The sequence below is a fragment of the Cohnella sp. AR92 genome, from assembly GCF_003990975.1.
Taxonomy (GTDB): Bacteria; Bacillota; Bacilli; order Paenibacillales; family Paenibacillaceae; genus Cohnella.
Genome location: NZ_RZJR01000010.1, coordinates 233,597 through 255,190, shown reverse-complemented (window position 1 = coordinate 255,190; position 21,594 = coordinate 233,597). Strand labels below are relative to the sequence as shown.

27 protein-coding genes and 1 riboswitch are annotated in these 21,594 nt (G+C 54.7%); of the genes, 22 read left to right on the top strand and 5 right to left on the bottom strand.

Annotation, left to right across the window (positions count from 1 at the left end; genetic code table 11):
• The first annotated feature begins 11 nt into the window (after positions 1-11).
• From ELR57_RS18450 to ELR57_RS18430, 5 genes are all read left to right on the top strand, one after another.
• A complete protein-coding gene (locus ELR57_RS18450) occupies positions 12-467 on the top strand; it encodes an NUDIX hydrolase (RefSeq protein ID WP_126960548.1) in 456 nt (151 codons plus the stop codon).
• A gap of 21 nt (positions 468-488) precedes the next feature.
• Complete coding sequence (locus tag ELR57_RS18445; RefSeq protein WP_126960547.1) at positions 489-1,082, top strand: hypothetical protein; 594 nt, start codon at positions 489-491, stop codon at positions 1,080-1,082.
• Between the two features lie 2 nt (positions 1,083-1,084).
• Complete coding sequence (locus ELR57_RS18440; RefSeq protein ID WP_238162590.1) at positions 1,085-1,639, top strand: DJ-1/PfpI family protein; 555 nt, start codon at positions 1,085-1,087, stop codon at positions 1,637-1,639.
• A gap of 20 nt (positions 1,640-1,659) precedes the next feature.
• Entirely contained in the window at positions 1,660-2,187 is a 528-nt protein-coding gene (locus ELR57_RS18435; protein ID WP_126960545.1) for an AAA family ATPase, read from the top strand.
• 127 nt (positions 2,188-2,314) lie between these two features.
• A complete protein-coding gene (locus ELR57_RS18430) occupies positions 2,315-2,782 on the top strand; it encodes a hypothetical protein (protein ID WP_126960544.1) in 468 nt (155 codons plus the stop codon).
• A 14-nt stretch (positions 2,783-2,796) separates the two neighbouring features.
• Here the strand turns inward: ELR57_RS18430 and ELR57_RS18425 are convergent, their stop codons facing one another.
• Positions 2,797-3,222: a hypothetical protein gene (locus tag ELR57_RS18425; RefSeq protein ID WP_126960543.1), complete on the bottom strand. Its 426-nt coding sequence runs from the start codon at positions 3,220-3,222 to the stop codon at positions 2,797-2,799.
• 104 nt (positions 3,223-3,326) lie between these two features.
• On the opposite strand from ELR57_RS18425, the gene ELR57_RS18420 reads away from it, so the two are divergent.
• From ELR57_RS18420 to ELR57_RS18410, 3 genes are all read left to right on the top strand, one after another.
• Positions 3,327-3,968, top strand: a complete 642-nt coding sequence (locus ELR57_RS18420; protein WP_126960542.1) for an HAD family hydrolase — start codon at positions 3,327-3,329, stop codon at positions 3,966-3,968.
• 18 nt (positions 3,969-3,986) lie between these two features.
• Positions 3,987-4,505, top strand: coding sequence for a DNA topology modulation protein (locus ELR57_RS18415; protein ID WP_126960541.1), 519 nt, complete (start codon positions 3,987-3,989; stop codon positions 4,503-4,505).
• A gap of 65 nt (positions 4,506-4,570) precedes the next feature.
• On the top strand, positions 4,571-5,140 hold the full coding sequence (locus ELR57_RS18410) for a hypothetical protein (protein ID WP_126960540.1): 570 nt from the start codon (positions 4,571-4,573) through the stop codon (positions 5,138-5,140).
• Here ELR57_RS18410 and ELR57_RS18405 read toward each other — a convergent pair whose 3' ends face one another.
• The 3 genes from ELR57_RS18405 to ELR57_RS18395 all read right to left on the bottom strand — a co-directional run bounded on the left by ELR57_RS18405 (position 5,141) and on the right by ELR57_RS18395 (position 8,194).
• Positions 5,141-5,596 carry a hypothetical protein gene (locus tag ELR57_RS18405; RefSeq protein ID WP_126960539.1) on the bottom strand — a complete coding sequence of 152 codons (456 nt, stop codon included), beginning with the start codon at positions 5,594-5,596 and terminating at the stop codon, positions 5,141-5,143. It abuts the gene before it with no gap.
• Between the two features lie 332 nt (positions 5,597-5,928).
• Positions 5,929-6,624 carry a response regulator gene (locus ELR57_RS18400; protein WP_126960538.1) on the bottom strand — a complete coding sequence of 232 codons (696 nt, stop codon included), beginning with the start codon at positions 6,622-6,624 and terminating at the stop codon, positions 5,929-5,931.
• Positions 6,617-8,194 (bottom strand): ATP-binding protein, encoded by a 1,578-nt coding sequence (locus ELR57_RS18395; RefSeq protein ID WP_238162589.1) that lies wholly within the window; start codon positions 8,192-8,194, stop codon positions 6,617-6,619. The genes ELR57_RS18400 and ELR57_RS18395 overlap by 8 nt, the downstream gene beginning before the upstream one ends.
• 283 nt (positions 8,195-8,477) lie before the next feature.
• Positions 8,478-8,662: riboswitch (cyclic di-AMP (ydaO/yuaA leader) on the top strand.
• 40 nt (positions 8,663-8,702) lie between these two features.
• Between ELR57_RS18395 and ELR57_RS18390 the strand changes: the two genes are divergently transcribed.
• The 14 genes from ELR57_RS18390 to ELR57_RS18325 all read left to right on the top strand — a co-directional run bounded on the left by ELR57_RS18390 (position 8,703) and on the right by ELR57_RS18325 (position 20,452).
• On the top strand, positions 8,703-9,119 hold the full coding sequence (locus ELR57_RS18390; RefSeq protein ID WP_370452297.1) for a hypothetical protein: 417 nt from the start codon (positions 8,703-8,705) through the stop codon (positions 9,117-9,119).
• Between the two features lie 79 nt (positions 9,120-9,198).
• Positions 9,199-9,315, top strand: a complete 117-nt coding sequence (locus tag ELR57_RS28655) for a potassium-transporting ATPase subunit F (RefSeq protein WP_158630065.1) — start codon at positions 9,199-9,201, stop codon at positions 9,313-9,315.
• A gap of 36 nt (positions 9,316-9,351) precedes the next feature.
• Positions 9,352-11,031: a potassium-transporting ATPase subunit KdpA gene (kdpA, locus tag ELR57_RS18380; RefSeq protein WP_126960537.1), complete on the top strand. Its 1,680-nt coding sequence runs from the start codon at positions 9,352-9,354 to the stop codon at positions 11,029-11,031.
• Between the two features lie 18 nt (positions 11,032-11,049).
• The gene (gene kdpB / locus ELR57_RS18375) at positions 11,050-13,077 is read left to right on the top strand and encodes a potassium-transporting ATPase subunit KdpB (protein WP_126960536.1); all 2,028 of its coding nucleotides are present in this window, start codon (positions 11,050-11,052) and stop codon (positions 13,075-13,077) included.
• A 63-nt stretch (positions 13,078-13,140) separates the two neighbouring features.
• A complete protein-coding gene (kdpC, locus tag ELR57_RS18370; protein ID WP_126960535.1) occupies positions 13,141-13,746 on the top strand; it encodes a potassium-transporting ATPase subunit KdpC in 606 nt (201 codons plus the stop codon).
• Positions 13,747-13,818: 72 nt separating this feature from the next.
• Entirely contained in the window at positions 13,819-16,149 is a 2,331-nt protein-coding gene (locus ELR57_RS18365; RefSeq protein ID WP_126960534.1) for a universal stress protein, read from the top strand.
• 144 nt (positions 16,150-16,293) lie between these two features.
• Entirely contained in the window at positions 16,294-16,725 is a 432-nt protein-coding gene (locus ELR57_RS18360; RefSeq protein ID WP_126960533.1) for a VOC family protein, read from the top strand.
• Between the two features lie 20 nt (positions 16,726-16,745).
• Positions 16,746-17,243, top strand: coding sequence for a GNAT family N-acetyltransferase (locus ELR57_RS18355; RefSeq protein WP_126960532.1), 498 nt, complete (start codon positions 16,746-16,748; stop codon positions 17,241-17,243).
• Positions 17,244-17,255: 12 nt separating this feature from the next.
• A complete protein-coding gene (locus tag ELR57_RS18350; RefSeq protein ID WP_126960531.1) occupies positions 17,256-17,843 on the top strand; it encodes a DUF4269 domain-containing protein in 588 nt (195 codons plus the stop codon).
• A gap of 60 nt (positions 17,844-17,903) precedes the next feature.
• Positions 17,904-18,266 (top strand): hypothetical protein, encoded by a 363-nt coding sequence (locus ELR57_RS18345; RefSeq protein WP_126960530.1) that lies wholly within the window; start codon positions 17,904-17,906, stop codon positions 18,264-18,266.
• Positions 18,267-18,319: 53 nt separating this feature from the next.
• Positions 18,320-18,766: an NUDIX hydrolase gene (locus ELR57_RS18340; RefSeq protein ID WP_126960529.1), complete on the top strand. Its 447-nt coding sequence runs from the start codon at positions 18,320-18,322 to the stop codon at positions 18,764-18,766.
• A 9-nt stretch (positions 18,767-18,775) separates the two neighbouring features.
• Positions 18,776-19,357 (top strand): histidine phosphatase family protein, encoded by a 582-nt coding sequence (locus tag ELR57_RS18335; protein ID WP_126960528.1) that lies wholly within the window; start codon positions 18,776-18,778, stop codon positions 19,355-19,357.
• Between the two features lie 149 nt (positions 19,358-19,506).
• Positions 19,507-19,872: a hypothetical protein gene (locus ELR57_RS18330; protein WP_126960527.1), complete on the top strand. Its 366-nt coding sequence runs from the start codon at positions 19,507-19,509 to the stop codon at positions 19,870-19,872.
• A 118-nt stretch (positions 19,873-19,990) separates the two neighbouring features.
• Positions 19,991-20,452, top strand: a complete 462-nt coding sequence (locus tag ELR57_RS18325; protein ID WP_202866419.1) for a GNAT family N-acetyltransferase — start codon at positions 19,991-19,993, stop codon at positions 20,450-20,452.
• 206 nt (positions 20,453-20,658) lie between these two features.
• On the opposite strand, the gene ELR57_RS18320 is transcribed toward ELR57_RS18325, so the two are convergent.
• Positions 20,659-21,480: a glucosaminidase domain-containing protein gene (locus tag ELR57_RS18320; RefSeq protein WP_158630064.1), complete on the bottom strand. Its 822-nt coding sequence runs from the start codon at positions 21,478-21,480 to the stop codon at positions 20,659-20,661.
• Positions 21,481-21,594 lie beyond the last annotated feature (114 nt).

Genomic DNA, 21,594 nt, shown 5'->3' with positions numbered 1-21,594 from the left:
GTGGAGATCACATGGGATACATAATGGACTTACGTAAAGCTGTCGGAACACGTCCTTTGATCATGGTCGGATCGTGCGTTCTCATTTTCAATAACGAGGGCCATTTACTGTTGCAGAGGAGAACGGACAGTTTGGATTGGGGAACTATCGGAGGATCGTTGGAACTCGGGGAATCCCTTGAAGAAGCGGCGAGCAGGGAATTGTATGAAGAAGCCGGTTTAAGAGCGAAGTCGTTCAAATTTATTACGGTTTTATCCGGCGAGGATATGTATTACAGGTATCCTCATGGAGACGAGATTTATAATGTAACCGCGGTGTACGAAGCCATCGAAGTGGAAGGGATGCCTAAAATCAACGATAATGAGGGACTCGAACTGAACTATTTTTCCCTTGAAGAACCCATTCCTAACTTGAATCCATCTATAGAGGTCATTCTGAGAAAAGCCGGTTATATAACGAAATGGTGAATTCATACTCGGAGGGATAATATGTTTCTCAAAACGGTCATTGGAGCGACGCTGCTCGCGGTTTCGGTAAGTTCGTCAACGTCACATGCTCCGTCGTCGAAAGAAGACTTCCAACCCGGCGTTTTTCAGTCGGGGGATTTGTTCCTGTATGATTCGAAGGAACGGGTAAAAGTGGGGTTTGGCATGAGCAAGGAAGAGGTGGCCGAAGCCCTTGGCGAACCCATCGACGATCTGTATGCCATACATGCTTTCGAGTATTCGGGCATTAAGGTGCATTATGATAAAGAGAACAAAGTGAACGGGCTCATCATCGACTCCGGAACGGAGAATCCAATCCGTTTCTCGACGCCAAGGGGAATCGAGTACGGGGATCCCTTGGAGTCCATCCTAGAGCAATACGGCGAGCCGATAAGCCTAGAGCAACATAGCAGCATAACAACGCTAACGTACATAATCGAACGAACCGACGAAGGATTCTTGCTGCGTAAATCCTATGGGGAGATCGCGGATAGAGCCAAGGCATACACGATCTCGATGAACATCGACGGTGAACTTGGGTTGAGTTTTATCATGATTGCCGATTACGAGTTCACGATGAATCCTAGGGGACTATAATGATGGAAAAGAAGACAGGCGTTCTATTGTATCCTTTATTTAGCGAATATGAGATTACCGTGGCCTTATCCATACTAAAGCAGGGTAAACATCCGATAACGACGATTGGCATTTCGGCGGGGCCGATCCTAGGCGAATCGGATCTGGCATGTATCCCTGATCAAACGATCTACGATGTTGACATCGAGAGTTTGGACAGTCTTCTTCTGCCCGGATGCATGGATATTACGACTCTTTATGATAGGCAGGATGTTGTGGATTTCATCAAGCGATGCTCGGACACCCTTAAGAATCTTGTGATTGCTTCGATCTCTAGTTCCCCCTATTTATTGGCGAGAGCCGGCTTGCTGGAGAATCGAAAATATACCGTTGGAATGCTCGAGTCCGAACGCAGGATAACCGGGGTTTTCCAAGAGGACCACTACTCGAACGACTTGGTCGTTCTAGATGGGAATATTCTGACCGCTCGAGGCAGAGGCTTTATTCCATTCGGCGTGAGGCTGGGCCAGCTGTTGAATTTGGAGTTCGACCCTAAATGGTATCTTGCGAATGAATAGGGAAGGAAGCGTATACCCTCATGATCATCCTGATAAACGGCGCCTTTGGCTCAGGTAAGACATCCGCGGCGAACATGCTGCTCTCCAAGCTGGACAACAGCATGATATATGACCCCGAGGAGATCGGCTACATGATCCGGAAGATCGTTCCGGAGTCCGTAAGGCATGAGCATGAACGGACGGACGATTTTCAGGATATCGAGCTATGGAGAACCCTGACCGTTCGCATTGCCGGCGAGGTCAAACGGCAATACAACAGGCATCTCATTGTTCCCATGACCCTTTATAAAGAAGCGAATTTTGATTATATTTACGATGGGCTCAAAGGAATCGATAACGATGTGGTACACTTCTGCCTGATCGCAACCGAGGAGACCATTCATCAGAGGCTGGCTAAACGCGGAGATACATACGGGGGCTGGTCCTATCAGCAAACGAGGAAGTGTGTCAGCGCTTTGAAGAACCCGAAGTTTCAGGAGCATATCGTTACGGATCATTTAGAGACTCGCGAAGTAGTAGACATTATGTTGAGCAAGCTTAGTCACTAACCCTCTCGGAGATGAAGTCATGATTCCTCGCGGGATAGAGCCCCAACATACCATCTCCGAGCTGGCCGACATTCATAAGATCCTACGAAAAGGATAGAGTACGCGAGAGCCGAGGTGGATTAGGCGTATGAGAAGATTAGTCTTAATAGGTTCATTATTGATCGTCCTCGTCCTTCTTGCGGCCGGTTGGAGTTTGAATCGAATGGGGGTATTCCGCGTATTCCAGGACGATACTTCCATACAGATCATTCAGGTGCAGGACATCCCTCAGGCTCTGAACATGAAAGCTTCTTTGAAGCTTCCGGATTGGGAGATCGAGAAGGCGGAAGCCAGAGACGATCACTTTACTTCTCCAACGTGTACGATTTACTTCTCCAATGGGATTAAGCTTCTGCTCTCAATTAGCCCTAATAGATACAGCGGGATGGAGCAGAATACTCAAATCGGCAAATATATCTACATCGTGTTCTCGAAGGACGAGAGGAAGGTCTATCAGTTCAGCCAGGGACGCCTTCAGTACAACTTCCAGACTCACAGCGCGAAGCAAGAAGAAGAGTTGAAGAAGTACCTTGAGAGAGTGAATTGGTCTGCCTAATAGCCCCGCAGCTGCTATTGCTTCAAGGCTTCGATCGCCCGGAGGACGGCTTTCTTGCCTGCCTTGGAATTGATAAGGCCTTCTTTGGCAGTGCCGAAGAAGTTGATCTTCGTCGACCTGGCGTCATTCGGCTCGAATTCCGCAATGACAAGCGCGGGGGTCATATTCAAGAAGCCGCTTGGAATAATGGCGGATAGATGCGGAGTATCCAGATGCTTCGAGATGTTGATCAATCGGCCGAAGCGGTTAAAAATCTCGCGCAAGTGCTCCTTCGTCGTCTCCTGATTGTGCGGATAGATCAGCGTTTGCTTATAATTCACGGTCTTGAGCAAGCCCGACACCAGACTGGCACCGACGCCGCCCAAGCCGCTCTGCTCGATAGATGCTTTGTTTAATTCCTCGATGATGATCTGATCGCGAATTCTCTTTTCTATTTCCATCCGGCTCCTGTTCCTCCCATTCATGTTATAAAGATACTCTTAATTTATCATGTTAAACTTTGGTTGAACAGAAGGTCCAGCGGTTATATAGGAGGCTGATCCGTATGAGAGCGTTTATCTTCGACATGGATGGAGTTATCATCGATAGCGAGCCGATTCACTTCGAGATGGACATCGCAACGCTAAGGCATTACGGCATAACGATTGCGCCTTCCGAGCTGGAGAGGTTCGTCGGAATGACGAATCCGGAGATGTGGGCGACCTTAAAGACCGAGTTAGGGCTTCCTTCAACCGTTAGCGAGATTATCGATTATCAGCTCGGCGCCAAGATCGATTATCTTCGAACGGCTGCGATCGCTCCGATCGAAGGCATCCCGGAGCTTATCTCCGAGTTAAAGCAACGACATCTGAAGATTGGGCTGGCCTCTTCATCGCCGATTCGCTTTATTGAAGAAGTCCTCCGTAAGTTCCATCTGCTCGAGGACTTCGACTGTATCGTCAGCGGGGAAGAAGTGGAGAGGGGCAAGCCGGAACCGGATGTCTATCTCGAGGCCGCTAAGCAGCTTGGCGTCGAGCCGCAGGACTGTGCCGTGCTCGAGGACTCCCGCAATGGGATTCGAGCGGCTAAGGCGGCGGGGATGTTCTGTATCGGTTATGCGAACCCGAACTCCGGGAATCAGGACCTCTCCCAAGCAGACCGGATTGTTCAGACCATTAGGGACATTCGCATCAATGATCTTGGTTAACGGAAAAGGGGAACGGCAGTGAATCGGATAGCAGTCATAGGCTCGGCGGGCTCCGGCAAATCCACTTTATCGCAAAGGTTAGGGGAGCTTCTGTCTCTGCCCGTGGTTCACCTGGACAGGCATTATTGGCGGCCCGATTGGGTCGCGACACCGAACGACGAATGGGACGATTTCGTCGCGGTGACCTCGCGCCAGCCTAGGTGGATCATGGACGGCAATTACTCGAGAACGCTACACATTCGCATCCGGCACGCCGACACGATTGTTTTTCTGGATATGCCGACGCTCTTATGCGTCTACCGAGTGCTGAAGAGAAGAGTTCAATATAGCGGCAAGACCAGGCCCGACTTGAATGAGGGCTGCCCGGAGAAGCTGGATTGGGCATTCCTGAAGTGGGTCTGGAATTACAAGAAGCGAAGCCGGAGCAAGATCGTGGAACAGCTTGAGCAGGCGCGCGGCAGCAAGCGAGTCTTTATCTTGAAGAGCCGCAGAGAAGTAAGACAGTTCATCGAGGATATGAAGATCAAGCAGGGATAAACGCCGATGCAACCTTTTCCTACTAGACGCCGTTTGGTAAAGAAATAGGAGAATGGGGGCGGAGAATGAAGAGAATCTTATCCGTTTTGCTAGTGTCAATGATGCTGTTGGTCACCTTAATGGTATTCCCGCAGAGAGAGGCATCTGCCTGCAGCTGTGCCGTCTCGGATCCGCATGAGAAGCTGGAGAACTATGCGGCCGTATTCGTCGGCAAGGTCCTGGATAAAGGCGGGACGGTAAGCTCGCGATTCGGGAACTTAAGGGAGTATACGTTCGAGGTGAAGGAAGCTTGGAAAGGCGTAGAGGAGAGTCCGTTCTCCCTATACGCCTATGATGGCGGGGATGCTTCATGCGGCTATCCATTCGACGTAGGGCAAACTTATCTCGTCTACTCCTATCAAGATAAGGATGGAACCCTGCAGACGAATCTGTGCAGCGGCAATGTCGTCTACGAACACGCGAACGACGACCTTCGGCAATTGGGGCTTGGAACAAGCATCAACACGAATGAAGGAATTGCCGCTGAGCATGAGAACCGTTTTACTTCCATGTATTATTGGATTGGCTTCGCTCTAGCCTTGATCGCTGCGGTTGCCGTGATCCTCTGGCGAAGAAGGAAGCGGGCCCCGTTCTAATCAGAAGGAGAAGTACGCCTGCGAGCAATCGAACAGCAAAGCGCGTTCAGCTGCGGAACTCCGGCTGTCGGGCGACGGCTTCTTATGCTGAAGCTGAAGCGCAAGGCTAAGGAGAGCCGCTTCCGCCAATTGTTGCCGATCCGATCCCCAAGCGGAGCCATGAGTCTGCACCCGGACATAAGCGTCGGCTACGGATAATTTCTTAAGCGAACGGAAGACGGAAGCGAAGCGGATGAGATCGATTCGCGCTGCCGTCGGCGGCAGGCGGAATTCCTCCCAGCCGCAGCAGCCTCCGGAAGAGATCTTGAATAGACCGCAGTTCCAATCCTCTGGCGTACCCGGGAGATGGTCTCGAATAAAGGAATGTTCATATAGGAAGATCTCCATGGAACCGATTCTAGGTTCCTGCAGTTGCGGATTGGCTGGTATCGCCAAGGGTTCCGAAAGGATGGGCATGACGGTCACTCTCCAAGACAAATAATGGTACTCTATCCATAGAGGCGCTCAGGAATGGCGCAAAGAAGAAGCCCTGCGAGCAGAGGAACTCTACTCCCGGGCTTCTTTATGTTGTCTGAACATAAGCAGATGCTAGGGAACTCGGCGTTAGGAAGACGATATATAGTTGTTGATGGGTATGATACGCCATCTCCAACGCCTTGTAAAAGCCAATTCCGTCCAATTCCCGAGAGGAATCGGCCGCCGCACCAGATCGCGGCGGATAGAATGGGCTTTGTCTTAAAGATGCTATATGCATTCTACGTTATTCTTCGCATTTCTTCAAATCTCGTTTAGTCCCGGGAGAGAAATCGATAGCCGATCCCGGGTTCCGTGACGATAAACTTCGGCTGCGTCGAATCTTCTTCCAGCTTCTTGCGGAGATGTCCGATGTACACGCGGAGATAATGGCTGTCGGACTCCGTCGTCTGGGCTCCCCAAACTTGTTGAAGCAGCTGTCTCTGCGTGACGACTTTCCCGGCATGGGAGGCGAGCAGCTTCAGGAGATCGTATTCGGTCGGTGTCAGCTTCACTCGCTCCCCCCTCAATTCCACGATACGCTGCGCGAGATCGATCGTCAGCTCGTCGAATTGGAGGATCGGCTCGTTGGGAGACTTCGCTACGTGACGCAGAGCCACTCGGATGCGCGCGACCAGCTCGCCCATGCCGAACGGCTTGGTGACGTAATCGTCCGCGCCCCCGTCCAGCGCCGCGATCTTGTCTTCCTCCCGGTCCTTGGCGGTCAGAACGATAATAGGAACGCCGGACCATTCCCGGAGACGCGCCAGCACCTCCATGCCGGACAGGTCGGGCAGACCGAGATCGAGAACGATCAGATCCGGCGGAGCGGTCGAGGCTTGAAGCAAGCCTTCCTCTCCGGAAGCGGCTTCGGTTATCGCATATTGATGCGCCTGTAGTGACACTTTAAGCAGCTTGCGGATTTGCGGTTCGTCATCGACGATCAGGATCCTCGCGCCGTGCTCATTCATGTTCAACACCCGCTTTTTCGATTACTGGGGAGATTGTCTTGCCGATGGCTTCCTCGTCTCGTGCGAGGGGAAGCTTGATCGTGATCATGGTCCCGTTCGGCACGTTCGGCGACGCGGAGATCGCACCGCCATGCAGCTCGACGATCCCCTTGCAGATGGCAAGGCCGAGCCCCGTCCCCGTCACGTTCCGGGCGGATCTAGCCCGATAGAACTTCTCGAAGATCAGGTCGTATTCGTCGTTCGCCAGCCCCGAGCCTTGATCGGAGACGCTCAGGACCAAACGGTCCTCCGCTACCCGCGCGACAATCGCAATCTCGCTGAAGTCCGGGCTGTACTTGATCGCGTTGCTGACGATATTCACCAGCATCTGCTCCAGCAGCACCTCGTCTCCTCGAATCAACGGAATCCCGATCATCGGTCGGACCCGAATCCGCCTATTCTGCTGAAAATCCTTCACTTGAGCAAGAGCAACCCCGATCAGATCCTCCACGTCGCACCAGTTCTGCCGCAGCTTCAGCATTCCGCTCTCCAGTTGGACCATCCCTAGAAGGTTCTGAACCAAGCGGTTCATTCGCAGCGAGCCGTCGCGGATCGTCTTCAGCAGCTCCATTCGATCATCCGAGGAGAACAGTTCATGCCCTTCGATAAGGCTCGTAGCCGATCCGATAATCGCCGCAAGAGGAGTGCGAAGCTCATGGGAGACGGAATCGAGGATCGCGGTGCGCAGCCTCTCCGATTCCGCGGTCAGATGGGCGATCCGCGCCTCTTCCATCAGCTTCATGCGGGCGATCGTGCTTGCCGCAAGGCCGCCCAGCGCCTCCAGAAGACGCTGCTGTTCGAGAGTGAAGCCAGAGCTCCTATCCTTGAGGCGAACGGCCAGAACGCCGTGCATGCTGCCGTCCGCTTGGAGCGGGGAGAAATGCCCGGAGTGGTCACGGAGAAGCTCGGTGCCGAATCCCGCCGCTTCGCCGTGCTCGTAGACAAGCTTCGCGATCGCTTGCTCCTCTTCGTTCCGGCCCCAGTCGGAGGAGGCGAAGGAGGGGAGCATAACCTTCAGCTTGTTCCGCTCATCCGGCAAGTAAAAGGCCGCTTCCGAGCCGATCGCCTGCGAGACTTGAAGCGAAACGCTGTCGATCAAGGCGCGGATATCGGTCGTGGCGCTGATCTGCCGGCTGACCTCATACAGGGCCGCCGTGTGCGCTTCCTTCTGCCTGGAGTAGAGGAGCTGCTGCTTGAGCCTCGAAGCAAGGCTTGCCGTCAAGGCCGCAACCGCTAGGTACACCACGAAGGAGATCAGATAACGAAGATCCGCCACCGTAAAGCTAAGCTTGGGCGGGATATAGAAGAAATCCAAAGCCAGGACGCTCAGAACGGCCGCATAGAAGGCGGGACGGAATCCCCAGAGCGAGGCGCTGAGCAGCACCGGCAGCAAGTAAATAAGAGCGACGTTGACCAAATCGAACGCAAAATCAAGCGGACGCACGATGGCGGTCATCAGGACGATCAGCAGCGTAATTCCGATATAAGATCTCCATTGCGCGCGATGGGCCGAAGGCATCCATTTGCTCATATCCCGTCACATCCTGCTTCGTCGTCATGTCCGAACTATGTATTAAGGTTACTGTAAAAAACGAATAAAAGAAACCGATCCAAGGTGTAAAAATAGTATAAAAATGCGCGAAAACGCTTAAATGAGCGAGTGAGAGAGAGGATTCGGGAGCTCGCAGCTCTTGTAATCGGCTTCACTGCGGCAGAAGAAATAAATACCGCCAATAACGGCTTTGCGGTATTTTACAGGATTCGCCTTCGGGAGTACGATACCTTCCATGAATGGAACCGACGAACCGACGTTTCCATTCCCGTCGCTGAATGGCCGTAGCGGCCAACGGGGGAACCAAACGCGGACGAAGCTTGTGTGAGAGCAAGCTTGCGGCCCGCATGGGGTGAATCCTTCCGCAGCGCTTGCGCTTGCGGAAGAAGGGCGACTCTCACCGCCCGAATCCGTCAGCTAACCTCGTAAGCGATAGCGAGAGAGGCCGCCGTAACGTTCAACGTTAAACGCGGCAAGGAGCATGATGATGGGCTATCGAGATACCGTGTTGATATCGGCTCCGAATGCAGCCGGCGAGCAGTTCGCCATGCTGCTTCGAGCCCGGAATATTCCGTTCGCGGCGATCGCGAACAACCGAGCCGAGTGCTCTCGTTTAAGCGCGATCGGAGCGGCCGAGCTGATTCGAGTGGATACGGCCGAGAGGAAGACCTGGATCGTCCCGCCGTTCGGGATCGGCAAAGCGTTCTTGTTCGAGAGAAGCTTGAATCTGGCTTGCCGCTATCTCCAAATCTGCCGCAGCTGGACGACGCAGCCGATCTACTTGATCACGGAGAGCTCGAATCCCCGGCATATCTACAAAGCGCTTGGCGCCGATTACGTCATTCACAGCCGCTCGCTCGATCTCTCTTTTCTGATTACGGATGACATGAAGGCCAATGGTTAAGGAGGTTAGGATCCATGCTCGACATCTATATGGTGCTGATGCTCGCGGGAGTATTCGGCTTGTTCTACGGCTTTATCGCATGGTGCGGCCGGGTCGTCGACGAAGGAGGCGGCAAGAGATGATCGTGATCTCGATATTCACCTTGCTCGTGTTCATCTATCTGATCTACGCCTTGGTGAATCCGGACAAATTCTAATGGGCATTCGATGCCTAAGACGCAGGAGGAAGTTCAATGGGCATTCTACAGATCCTTATCGTCATCGCGATCGTGGTCCTGCTTGTTAAGCCGCTCGGGAGTTACGTGTACCACGTTTATTCCAACGAGCCGAACCGAACGGACCGAATCTTCGGATGGTCGGAGCGATTGATTTACAGACTGATCGGGTTGAAGAATCGCGACGGGATGACATGGAGAAAATACGCGGTCAGTTTTCTGCTCACCAATTTCGTGCTTGTCGCCATCGGTTACGTGATCTTGCGGATTCAGCAGGTCTTGCCTCTCAATCCGAACGAAACCGGCGGTATGGAGCAGACGCTGAGCTTCAATACGATCATCAGCTTCATCACGAATACGAACCTGCAGCATTACAGCGGAGAGACGGGCCTCAGCTACTTCTCCCAGATGGCCGTCATCATGATGATGATGTTCACGTCGGCCGCGACCGGCTTCTCGGTGGCGATCGCCTTTATCCGCGGCATTACCGGCAAAGGAGCGACGCTCGGGAACTTCTTCGAGGACTTCGTCAAGTCGCACACCCGCATCTTTATTCCGGCGGCCGTTATCGTTACCCTGCTGCTGGTCGCGCTTAAGGTTCCGCAGACGCTGGATCCGACGCTTACGGTTACAACTCTTGAAGGCGCGGTTCAGCATATCGCGATCGGTCCGGTCGCATCCCTGGAATCGATCAAGCACCTGGGCACGAACGGCGGCGGCTTCTTCGGAGCGAATTCCGCTCATCCGTTCGAGAATCCAAGCGCGCTCACGAACGTGATCGAGATGCTGTCCATGTGGCTTCTCCCGGCCTGTTTGCCTTACGTATACGGCCGCTTCGCCAAGAACAAGAAGCAAGGCTGGGTCGTATTCAGCGCGATGATGACACTCTTCCTGGTGTTCCTCTCGCTCATCTATTTCTCGGAGCTGCGCGGCAACCCGGCCATCAACGCCATGGGCATCGACGCTTCGCAGGGAAGCATGGAAGGCAAAGAGGTGCGCTTCGGCATTCCGCAGTCCTCGCTGTTCTCGGCGGTGACGACGGCGGCGACAACGGGGACGGTCGACAACATGCACGACACGCTGACTCCGTTGGGAGGACTCGGAACGCTGGCTCAAATGATGCTGAACGTTGTCTTCGGCGGCAAGGGCGTCGGCCTGATCAACATGCTGATGTACGCGATTCTCGGCGTCTTCCTGTGCGGCCTCATGGTCGGCCGTACGCCGGAATTCCTGGGCCGCAAGATCGAGCCGAAGGAGATGAAGCTGATCGCGATCGCGATTCTGGTTCACCCGTTCATTATCCTGGCGCCGACCGCGATCGCTTTCCTGACGGATCTCGGCCAAGGAGCGATCTCGAATCCCGGCTCGCACGGCATTACGCAGGTGCTGTATGAATACACGTCGTCCGCGGCGAATAACGGCTCCGGCTTCGAGGGCTTGGCCGACAACACGCCGTTCTGGAACCTCACCACCGGACTTGTCATGCTGTTAGGCCGCTATGTGTCCATGATCGCCATGCTGGCGGTCGCGGGCTCGCTTCTTCGCAAGAAGACGGTACCGGAGACGATCGGCACGTTCCGGACGGACAACGGGTTGTTCTACGGCATTCTGATCGGCACGGTACTGATTATCGGGGCGCTCACCTTCCTGCCCTCTATCGTACTCGGACCGATCGCAGAGCATTTGAAGCTGGGCTAAGGATGAGGTGAAACAGATATGAGTGCAAAACGCCAATCGATGCTGACCTCCGCGGTCGTGGGGCGAGCCGTTAAAGACAGTTTTATCAAGCTGAACCCCATCGCCATGATGAAGAACCCCGTCATGTTCGTCGTCGAGGTCGGAACGGCGGTCGTTCTTCTAATGACAGTGTTCCCCGGATATTTCGACGCTAAAGACAATATCGGATTCAACCTGACGGTGTTCTTTATTCTGCTGTTCACCGTGCTGTTCGCGAATTTCGCGGAGGCGCTGGCGGAAGGCCGCGGCAAGGCGCAGGCGGATTCCCTGAAGAAGACCAAGAAAGAAATTACCGCGAACAAGAAAATCGGCAACGGCATAAAAGTCGTTCCTTCGACGGAGCTTCGCAAAGGCGACATCGTCATCGTCAGCCAAGGCCAGATGATTCCCGGCGACGGCGAAGTGATCGAAGGGCTCGCTTCCGTCGACGAATCGGCGATTACCGGCGAATCGGCTCCCGTCATCAAGGAAGCGGGAGGGGACTTCAGCTCCGTCACCGGCGGCACCCGGGTCGTGAGCGACCGAATCGTCGTTCGCATCACCAGCGACCCGGGCGAGTCGTTCATCGACCGGATGATCTCGCTCGTCGAGGGAGCCAAGCGGCAGAAGACGCCGAACGAGCTGGCGCTGAACACGCTGCTCATCAGCTTGACGCTTATTTTCCTGATCGTCGTCGTGACGCTGGGACCGATCGCCGGCTATCTGGACATCGATCTGCAGGTTCCGGTGCTGATCGCGCTGCTCGTGTGCCTGATCCCGACGACGATCGGGGGCTTGCTGTCCGCCATCGGAATCGCGGGGATGGACCGCGTCACTCAATTCAACGTGCTGGCGATGTCCGGCAAAGCGGTTGAAGCGGCCGGCGACATCAATACGATGATTCTCGATAAGACGGGGACGATCACTTTCGGCAACCGGATGGCCAGCGAATTCATTCCGGTCTCCGGCGAAGACCTGCAGGCAGTCGGCGAATGGGCGGCCGTCAGCTCGGTAGGCGACGAGACGCCGGAAGGGCGCTCCGTGCTGGAGCTGATGAAGAAGCTGCGCCTGACCTTCGACGAGACCGCGATCTCCGGTGAATTCATCGAGTTCAAGGCGGAGACGCGAATGAGCGGGATGGACTTGAAGGACGGCCGGAAGGTGCGCAAGGGAGCCGTCGATGCGGTCAAGAAGTGGGTTGCGGCGCAAGGCGGCGCGATCCCGAGAGACTTGGACGCGCACAGCGATTCCATCGCCCGCGAAGGCGGAACGCCGCTGGCCGTTGCGGTGGACGACCGGATCTACGGCCTGATCTACTTGAAGGATACCGTTAAGCCGGGCATGCGCGAACGGTTCGAAGAGCTTCGCAAGATGGGGATCAAGACGATCATGTGCACCGGCGACAATCCGCTCACCGCGGCGACGATCGCCCGCGAAGCGGGGGTCGACGACTTCATCGCCGAGAGCAAGCCGGAGGACAAGATCGCGGTCATTCGCCGCGAGCAGGCCGAAGGCAAGCTCGTCGCCATGACCGGCGACGGCACGAACGATGCGCCTGCCCTGGCGCAAGCGGACGTCGGCCTTGCGATGAACAGCGGCACGATCGCGGCCAAGGAAGCGGCGAACATGGTCGACCTCGACTCCGACCCGTCCAAGATCATCGAGGTCGTCTCGATCGGCAAGCAGCTGCTGATGACGCGCGGCGCGCTCACCACGTTCAGCATCGCGAACGATATCGCCAAGTATTTCGCCATCATTCCGGCCATGTTCATCCTGGCGATTCCGCAGATGAGCAAGCTCAACGTCATGGACCTGGGCTCCCCGATGTCGGCGATACTATCCGCGCTTATCTTCAACGCCATTATCATCCCGCTGCTTATTCCGCTGGCGATGAGAGGCGTCTCGTACAGACCGATGAAGGCGACCAAGCTGCTGAGACGCAACATTCTGGTCTATGGCTTAGGCGGCGTCATCGTTCCGTTCATCGGGATCAAGCTGATCGATCTTGTCGTTCATCTATGGGTATAGAACGATAGGGTGTAGGACGAACGGGAACCGACTTTGAAACGACTCGGATAGGAGTGAGATACCATGAATGACACCGTCAGCCGTCCAAGCAGCTCCGGCGGCCCGATATTTACAGTTGCCCTCAGGGCCGGCATCGTATTTATCATTCTGTGCGGCATCCTGTACCCTCTGGCCATGACCGGAATCGCCCAGCTCTTCCTGCCTCACAACGCGAATGGCAGCCTGATCAAAGACGCCTCCGGAACCACGGTCGGCTCCGAGCTGATCGGCCAGACGTTTACGGACCGGAAGTACTTCCAGAGCCGCGTATCGAGCATCGAATACAAGGCGGAAGCTTCGGGCTCGAACAACTACGCGCCGTCCAATCCGGACATGCTCCAGCGGACGAAGGATTCGATCGGCGACTGGGCGGAGCAGAATCCGGACGTGCCGGTATCCAAGCTCCCGATCGACCTGATCACGAACTCCGGTTCGGGGCTGGACCCTCACATCACGCCGGAATCCGCGGAGGTTCAGGTTCCCCGAATCAGCAAGCTGACCGGAATACCGGAAGAGCAACTGCGGCAGCTGGTGGATAAGCATACGGAAGGGCGAGACCTGGGAGTCTTCGGAGAACGAAGGGTGAACGTGCTGAAGCTGAATATCGATCTACAAACTTTGCTTCATTAATAGAGAACGCGATGCCCTGCCGAAGACTTGCTCTTCGGCGGGGTATTCGCGCATTCGCGAGGAGAGACGAACATGGAAGGATTCCGCCGCAGAACGCCGGAAGAGCTGCTTTATACGATTTTCCAACTGCAGAAGGGGCGTTTGAAGATCTACATCGGAGCGGTGAGCGGATCGGGCAAGACCTACCACATGCTGCGGGAAGGCCAGGCGCTGAAGCGGCAAGGGATCGATGTCGTGCTGTGCGCGGTCTCGACGATGCAGCGTCCGGAGACGGCCCGTCAGTTGGAAGGCTTGGAGCGGATTCCGAGCATCCATTGGATGAAGGGCGACGCGGAGAAAAAGGATCTGAATCTGGAGGCGCTTCTTCAGAGGAATCCGGAGGTCGTGCTCGTGGACGGTCTTGCGCATCGGAATCGGGAGGGCGCCGCCCATGCGACTCGGCTGGAAGACATTAAAGCGCTGCTGAACGCGGGGATCAGCGTCATCACGACGGTCAACGTCTATGAACTGGAAGGAGCCACCGAGCTGGCCCGCAAGCTGACCGGAATCGAGATCAAGGAGACCGTGCCCAACGATACGCTGGAGCTCGCGGACGAGGTCCGCCTCATCGACGCGACGCCGGAGGCGATTCTGGAGAGAATCTCGGCGGGGCATATGAAGGCATCCTACCGCAGCCTCTACGAACGCGGCAACCTGGGCAAGCTGCGAGAGCTCGCGCTTCGGCTTGTCGCCGAAGGGGTCAACGAGACCCTGGAGAAGCACCGCGAGGAGAACGGGCTGCTCGGTCCATCGGGCGCGGCGGAGCGCATCCTCGTCTCGGTCCAGTATCATTGGAACGGATCGATCTACGTCCGGAGGGGGCAGCAGATCGCGAAGCGGCTTGGGGGAGATCTTCGAATCGTCTCGTTCGTGAACCCGCGGGTCCAATTATCGAATGAGGCGGCCGCATTCAAGCGTTCGATCATCCAGTTGACCGCGAAAGTGGACGGCCAATTCGAGGAGATTCCCTTGTCCCGTCGGCGAATGCTGCCCCGCGAGCTGGTTCATTACGCCGCTCGGAACGGCGTCTCGAGAATCGTCATGGGCCATTCGAAGATGAGCGCCTGGCAGGAGTGGCGCAAGGGCTCGGTCGTGAACGGCTTGCTCAAGCGAATTCGGAACGTGGATCTCTTCTTCGTTGCCGATCGCGCGGATCGGGAGGGGGAGCGGATCCTGCCGACGAAGAGCAAACGAGAGAAAGAAACGGAACGGTATCGCCGGCTCAGCAGCCTGGAGGTCGAGGAGCAGATCCGGAAAATCCGCAGAGGCAAGTTCAAAGTGTACATCGGCGCGGCTCCCGGCGTCGGCAAAACTTACACGATGCTTCGGGAAGGAAACGACCTGCTGAAGCGGGGAATCGACGTCGTGATCGGCTTGCTCGAGACGCATGGACGTCAAGAGACGGTGGCGCAGATCGGAGAATTGACGGTCATTCCTCGCAAGGCAACAAGCTACCGAGGCTCCGTTCTGGAAGAGATGGACCTGGAAGCGATCCTAGCAAGGAATCCGGAGGTCGTTCTGGTCGACGAATTGGCCCACACGAACGTGCCGGGGAGCGCAAATTCCAAGCGTTACGAGGATGTTCTGGAGCTGCTCAACGCCGGAATATCCGTGATCTCTACCATGAACGTTCAGCATCTGGAGAGCTTGAACGATTCGGTGGAGCAGATCACCGGCATCCGGGTTCGGGAGACCGTTCCCGATCGGATGCTGCGGCTCGCGGACGAGGTGCAGCTGATCGATGTCGCGCCGTCCTCTCTGCGGCAGAGAATGAAGGAAGGGCAAATCTACGAGCTGGGCAAGGTCGACCAGGCGCTGAGATCGTTCTTCAAGACCGGCAACCTGATCGCGCTTCGGGAGCTGGCGCTTCGGGAGATCGCGGACGACGTGGACGAGAGGCTGGAATCCTGGGAACGCGGCGGCTCGCTTCGAGGGCCGTGGCGTCGGCAAGAAACGATCTGCGTGGCGATCACCCTAAGCTCCAATGCGGAGAGGCTGATTCGCAGAGGCTTCCGAATCGCCCATCGGCTGAAGGCGGCGTGGTATGTCACTTTCGTTCAACCGGGGCATCAATCGGAGGAGGAGACCCGTCTAAGGCTAGAGAAGCTGCTGGAGCTTACCGTGCGATTAGGAGGCAAGTTCGAGGTGCAGAGGGCCGAGCATGGCAAGAGCATCGCCGGCCTTCTGATCGCGAAGGCGGACGAGTACGGAGGAACCCAGATCATCGTCGGCCAGTCGGGACGCGGCTTCTGGCATCGGCTGCGGCATGGCAATGTGGTCCGGACGATCCTTAGGCGCGCCAGGCACATGGATGTCCTCGTGGTTGCCGATTATGATCGTCATGCGCGGCTGATCGAAGAGTGAGAAAGGGATCGAACATCCCATTTCCTTCCACCCCATGGTATAATGCAGAGGTGTAGTTCGCCTTTCTATCATCCAAGAGATCAATGAGAAGCTGGCGGCACTGCAGCCCCCGGTCATAGAAGCAGAACGGAATGGAGGAGTCCAATGATCCCGGCAAGAGTCAGTCTCATTACGATCGGCGCCTATGAGCTGCCGACGCTTCGCCGTTTCTATCAGAGCCTCGGGTGGGCGGAAACGGAGATAAGCTCGGACACCTACGCCGTTTTCCGTACGGCCGGCGTCCTGCTCTCGATCTTCCCGATCGAGGAGCTGTATAAGGATGCCAATCTCTCCGAAGTCAAGCCTATCCCCGAGTTCAGAGGAGTCACGCTCGCCATCAATCTGGACAAGCGGGAGGACGTCGATCTCGTCATCGAGGAGGTTCGGAAGCGCGGCGGCCGAATCGTGAAGGAGCCCGAGGATGCCTTCTGGGGAGGAAGATCGGCTTACTTCATGGATCCGGAGAACAACGCCTGGGAAGTGGCGTGGAATCCGACCGCCGTATTTAACGAATATGGGGCGATGACCTCATTCTAACAAAGAGGAGAACTAGAGGCATGATCAGACAGCTGACGATAGAAGACATCGATGCCTATTGGGCGCTTCGGCTCCGGGCCATTCGGGAGCATCCGGAATCGTTCGGAGCGGCTTACGAGGAAGAGAAGGACCTGCCCATGGAGACGGTCCGCGCCCGGTTCCCCGCCTCGGACGATCTATTCGCATTAGGCGCCTTCGAAGAGAAGGAGCTGGTCGGCATGGTCGGCCTGTCCAGGGAGAGAAGGCAGAAGCTAAGGCACAAGGCGATGATCTGGGGCATGTACGTCCGATCGGATTACCAAGGCAGAGGAATCGGCAGGCAGTTGATAACGGCCATGCAGCAGAAGGCATCAGAGCTGGAAGGACTCGAGAAGCTTATTCTCTATGTCGTCGTCGGCAACGATTCCGCGCAGAGGCTGTATCGTTCGACGGGATTCCAGACGTTCGGAACCGAGCGGCATGCCCTTAAGCTTGGGGATGCCTATTACGACGAGGAACTGATGGTTTATTATTTGTAAGGAGCATTCGGCATGGCAACGAGATGGACCGATTTAGCCTATTTGTCGTCGGGAACTGCCGCTCAGCAAGAGATATTCGCCCTCTTGCAGCGAACGAAGCTGCTGGTTCCTCTTCTAGCCCACCGCCCGGTCCTCGTCGGTACTTTTCCCATCGGCATTGAAGTTCCCGGAAGCGATCTGGACATCATCTGCGAAGTGAAGGATATGGACGCATTCGGCAAGCTGGCCGAGACTCATTATGGGCAGTATGAGAGCTTTGAGATCACTAGAGATGCGGCTGGAGATGGAGAGGGCCGGGAACGGATTGTGGTCAACTTCGCCGTCTCCGGTTGGCCGATCGAGGTTTATGGCGAGAATAAGCCTACGGACAGGCAGAACGGCTATCTTCATATGGTGGTAGAGGATCGGCTTCTCCGCCATTATGGCGAATCGTTCCGGGAGCGCATTATCCGCTTGAAGCGGGGCGGTCTGAAGACGGAGCCGGCCTTCGCCAAGGCGCTGGGGTTGACGGGCGACCCTTATGAACGATTGCTGGAGATGGCGGATTGGCCGGAGGGCAAGTGGGCGGATTTCTTGGCAAAGCAACCGAATCGGCTTTGATACGTAGGAGTAGTAGCGCTCGGCTATCGAGAAATCGCATGCGAAGGAGTACGGAATGGAATGACTTTGGTATCCGAGAATCTGCTGTTCTCCATCGAACGGCAGGTGGAGGAACACTTGAGCCGGCATGGCTATCGTCAGGTGAAGCGTCAGTATCAGGTCCAATTCATGGGCAATCTTTATTCGGTCTATGAGAGCCAAGAGGGGGTCGTCCGCTTGATCTGGGACGGGCGCCAAGACCGATTGACCCTTCGCGTTTACCGCAAGAGACCGTGGTCGATGAAGCTGGTGAAAGCGCTAATGGGACGCAACGACGATGAGAAATTAGCGGGGGAAACGGTCATTCCCGGTCACGAGCTTCATACGCTCAAGGAAGAGCAAATCGTGGAGCGATGCTTGCAGAAGATCGACAGCCTGCACTAATCAGGTTTGAAGGGTGTCTGACTTAGGAGAGTGGCCAACGAGGGAGGTACTTCGTGGGGTATGTGGAGGATTTGAGGGAGAAGATCGGCCACCAGCCGCTCATCCTGGTCGGGGTGGCCGTCCTAATCCGCAACTCGAATGGACAGCTACTAATGACGCAGAAGCCAAGCGGCGATTGGAGCTTGCCCGGAGGCTTGATGGAGCTGGGCGAATCCGCCGAGGAGACCGGGCGCCGGGAGGTTCGGGAAGAAACGGGGCTTCGGCTTGGAAGCCTGGCGCTTTATGATGTGATTTCCGGACGGGACCAATACCGGAAGCTTGCGAACGGGGACGAATTCTATGGCGTCACGATTCTGCTCGATGCAGGAGATATCGGAGACGTACAGGCGGAAGCGGACGGATGCGAAGCGATAACGCTGAGGTATTTTGCACTCGATAAGCTCCCGTCTCGGATGAATCCTCGAATTCGCGAAGCGATCCAGGGACAGATCGGAAGGTGAAGCGGTCTTATGGCCGATACCACGAAGCTTACGCTCATTAGGCATGGAGTCACCCATTGGAATGAAGAGAAGCGCGCCCAAGGGCATACGGACGTTCAGTTGAACGAAGAAGGGCTACGTCAAGCGGAGAAGGTCGCGCGGCGACTGTGCGCCTCCCGTTGGGATCGCGTTTATTCCAGCGACCTGATTCGGGCCAGGCAGACGGCGGAGATTATCGCCAGAGCCGTTGGCATACCGGAGATTCACTTCGATGAACGCCTAAGAGAGCTGCATGGCGGCTTGATCGAGGGGATGACCATGGACGAGAGAATTGCGAAATGGGGAGAGAATTGGAGAGAGCTGGATCTTGGAATAGAACGTCCGGAGGAAGGCGCGGAGAGGGGGACGGCCAGTCTCCAGGCGATCGCCGACAGGCATCCGGGCGAGAGCATTCTCGTCGTCAGTCATGGAGCGATCCTGCGCAACACCCTTAAGAAGTTGGTGGAAGAGATAGAAGCCGAGACGCTGCTCGACAATACCTCCGTTACTCAATTAGAGCACAAACAGGGAAGATGGCTGTGTTCCCTATATAATTGTACGACTCACCTCTAACCATCTGCACTCATAGAAACTTTCCAATGCGGCATCAGGGTTTATCCCGGTGCCGTGTTTCATTAACGAATAAATTCCGGATGGAAAGGCTCCAAGATGTTAAGACCAAACGCATGGATTATAATTGAATATAGGAAGGAGAGGACGTTATGAAAAGAATATTGCTTTCGTTGTGTGTTGCAGCAATTATGTTAACAGCGTGCAAATCAGCAACTTTAAGTATGAAAGAAATGGAAGCTATTCCGAGTAAATTACAGAATAAATTGGATTCAAAATACACCCTCCAATTGCTTGATGGTCAAGATATTTCTTATATTGTTTTTCAGTCAAAAGGAACCGTTACGGCAGCCCTTGAAGCACATGACGACACAATAGTCGTAAAGCTAGATGAATCGAATCAACAAAGCGAATTCAAGCAACATATCTTTAAACTTACATCAGACAATAAACATGAGAAGATTGATATTCTTATTAATGGGCATTCTACCCCGATCGATAACGTCACAGGCATTTAAAATCGTGAAAATTCGGACAGGGGCTGTCCCCGAAAGTAAGTTCTAGTTCGCTTTTAAACTCAAGGTAATTCTTTTAAGCTATGTATACCTTAGCGTTGATATTGCAGGAGTGAAGATCGTGCAGAATTATGTTATTGTCCAGCCAGAGGACCCAAATTCCAATGATGCAAGAGCGCTAATGGAGTTATTATCAGACAATCTACAGTCCATAACTGGCGATAGTGGCAAGAACTCCTTTGACGTAACAGACGTTACCGTTCCCCGTTCGTTATTTGTTGTTGCACGCAATCAACAAGGGGAACCCATTGGTTGCGGTGCGATTCGTCCAATTGACACGAATATAGCAGAATTAAAAAGGATGTATGCCAAATCAAAATCTAATGGGGTTGGCACTGCTATTTTGTCCTATCTTGAGGAACAGTCCTTAAACTTCGGTTATTCACAAATATGGCTTGAAACACGTTTAGTGAATCAAAAAGCCGTTTCGTTTTATGAAAATAAGGGATATATGCGAATAGACAATTACGGTAAATATCTAAACCGAGAAGAGTGTATTTGTCTCGGTAAGTTCTTAAGATAACCGGGAATAGCGGTTGCTTATGCCGACGTGAAACCCCCTTATTACGGGGTCATCTCATCCAATTTCACGTCGGGATCGAGCAATCGGAAAGAGATACATCCCTACAAAAGATAAATCGCCAATTAATAAGCAAGGGTGTCCCAAAGTCAAATGACTGTTGGGACACCCTCTTCTTGTTTTATAGGAACTCCAACCGGACAAGCCTGTCACGCGGTGGAGCGATAATCGGACTTCATGTAGGATTTCACCAGACTCGCCCATTTGGAGTTGGCCGGGCAGTACTTTTTCCCGATCTTGTCGATCGTCGTGTAGCCTTTGCCTAAGTAATTGCTGGATATCAGCTCTCCGAAGCGGAGGATGCAGGCTTCTTTGGACGCGAACTTCACATATCCGTTGCTCGAATTCAAGCCGAACAGATTGTTGCGGGTCTTGGCAAGCCGGCTCGTGCCGTTGCCGCTCTCCAGCCTCATGACGGCTATCGTAAAGTAGGCATTGATTCCGTATTTGTCCTCGACCTGCAGAACGGCTTCCTCGAGGCCCTGATTCTCGAAGCCGGTGCCGTCGAACAGATCCTCGATCGCCTCGACGGTAAGCCCGGAATCGGTCTGAGCGTCTCCGGGGGATCCGCTGGAGGCTGCGCTTTGCTTGCTTACGGGCGAATAGGAGAGGGCCTTCACTTTCTGCGCGCTATTCTTGGGAATGGCGTACCCGCCATGAACGTACCCCTTGCTTTCCAATTGCAGCCAGCCGTTATCCAACTTGCCGGTCACCGATAAGACGGTTCCTTTCTTCACGACTTTTAATATCTTGGAACGAGTGTTAGGGGCGGCTCTAACGTTCAAATAACTTGCGGTCGTTACGTAAGAGGTGTAGGCCGGGCTCGATTGGGCCTCGGCAGCGGGTGCGGCAGGGGCTGCGGCGGCAGCCGAAACGGATGGGGAATGGAGAGCGAAGAGGATCAGGAAGAGCACAAGGAACGAGCCGGCGTAGAGCCCGATTCGAGCGAACTCTTGAAGACTAATTCTCATACAATCACTCCTCTGTATTAGTTTGGGAGGAAGGTTACACTGATTGTACAGAGAAGCCCATGCAGAAAGTGTCATAGTCTAGGAGCGGATCAGCAACTTTATTTGTCGCAACAA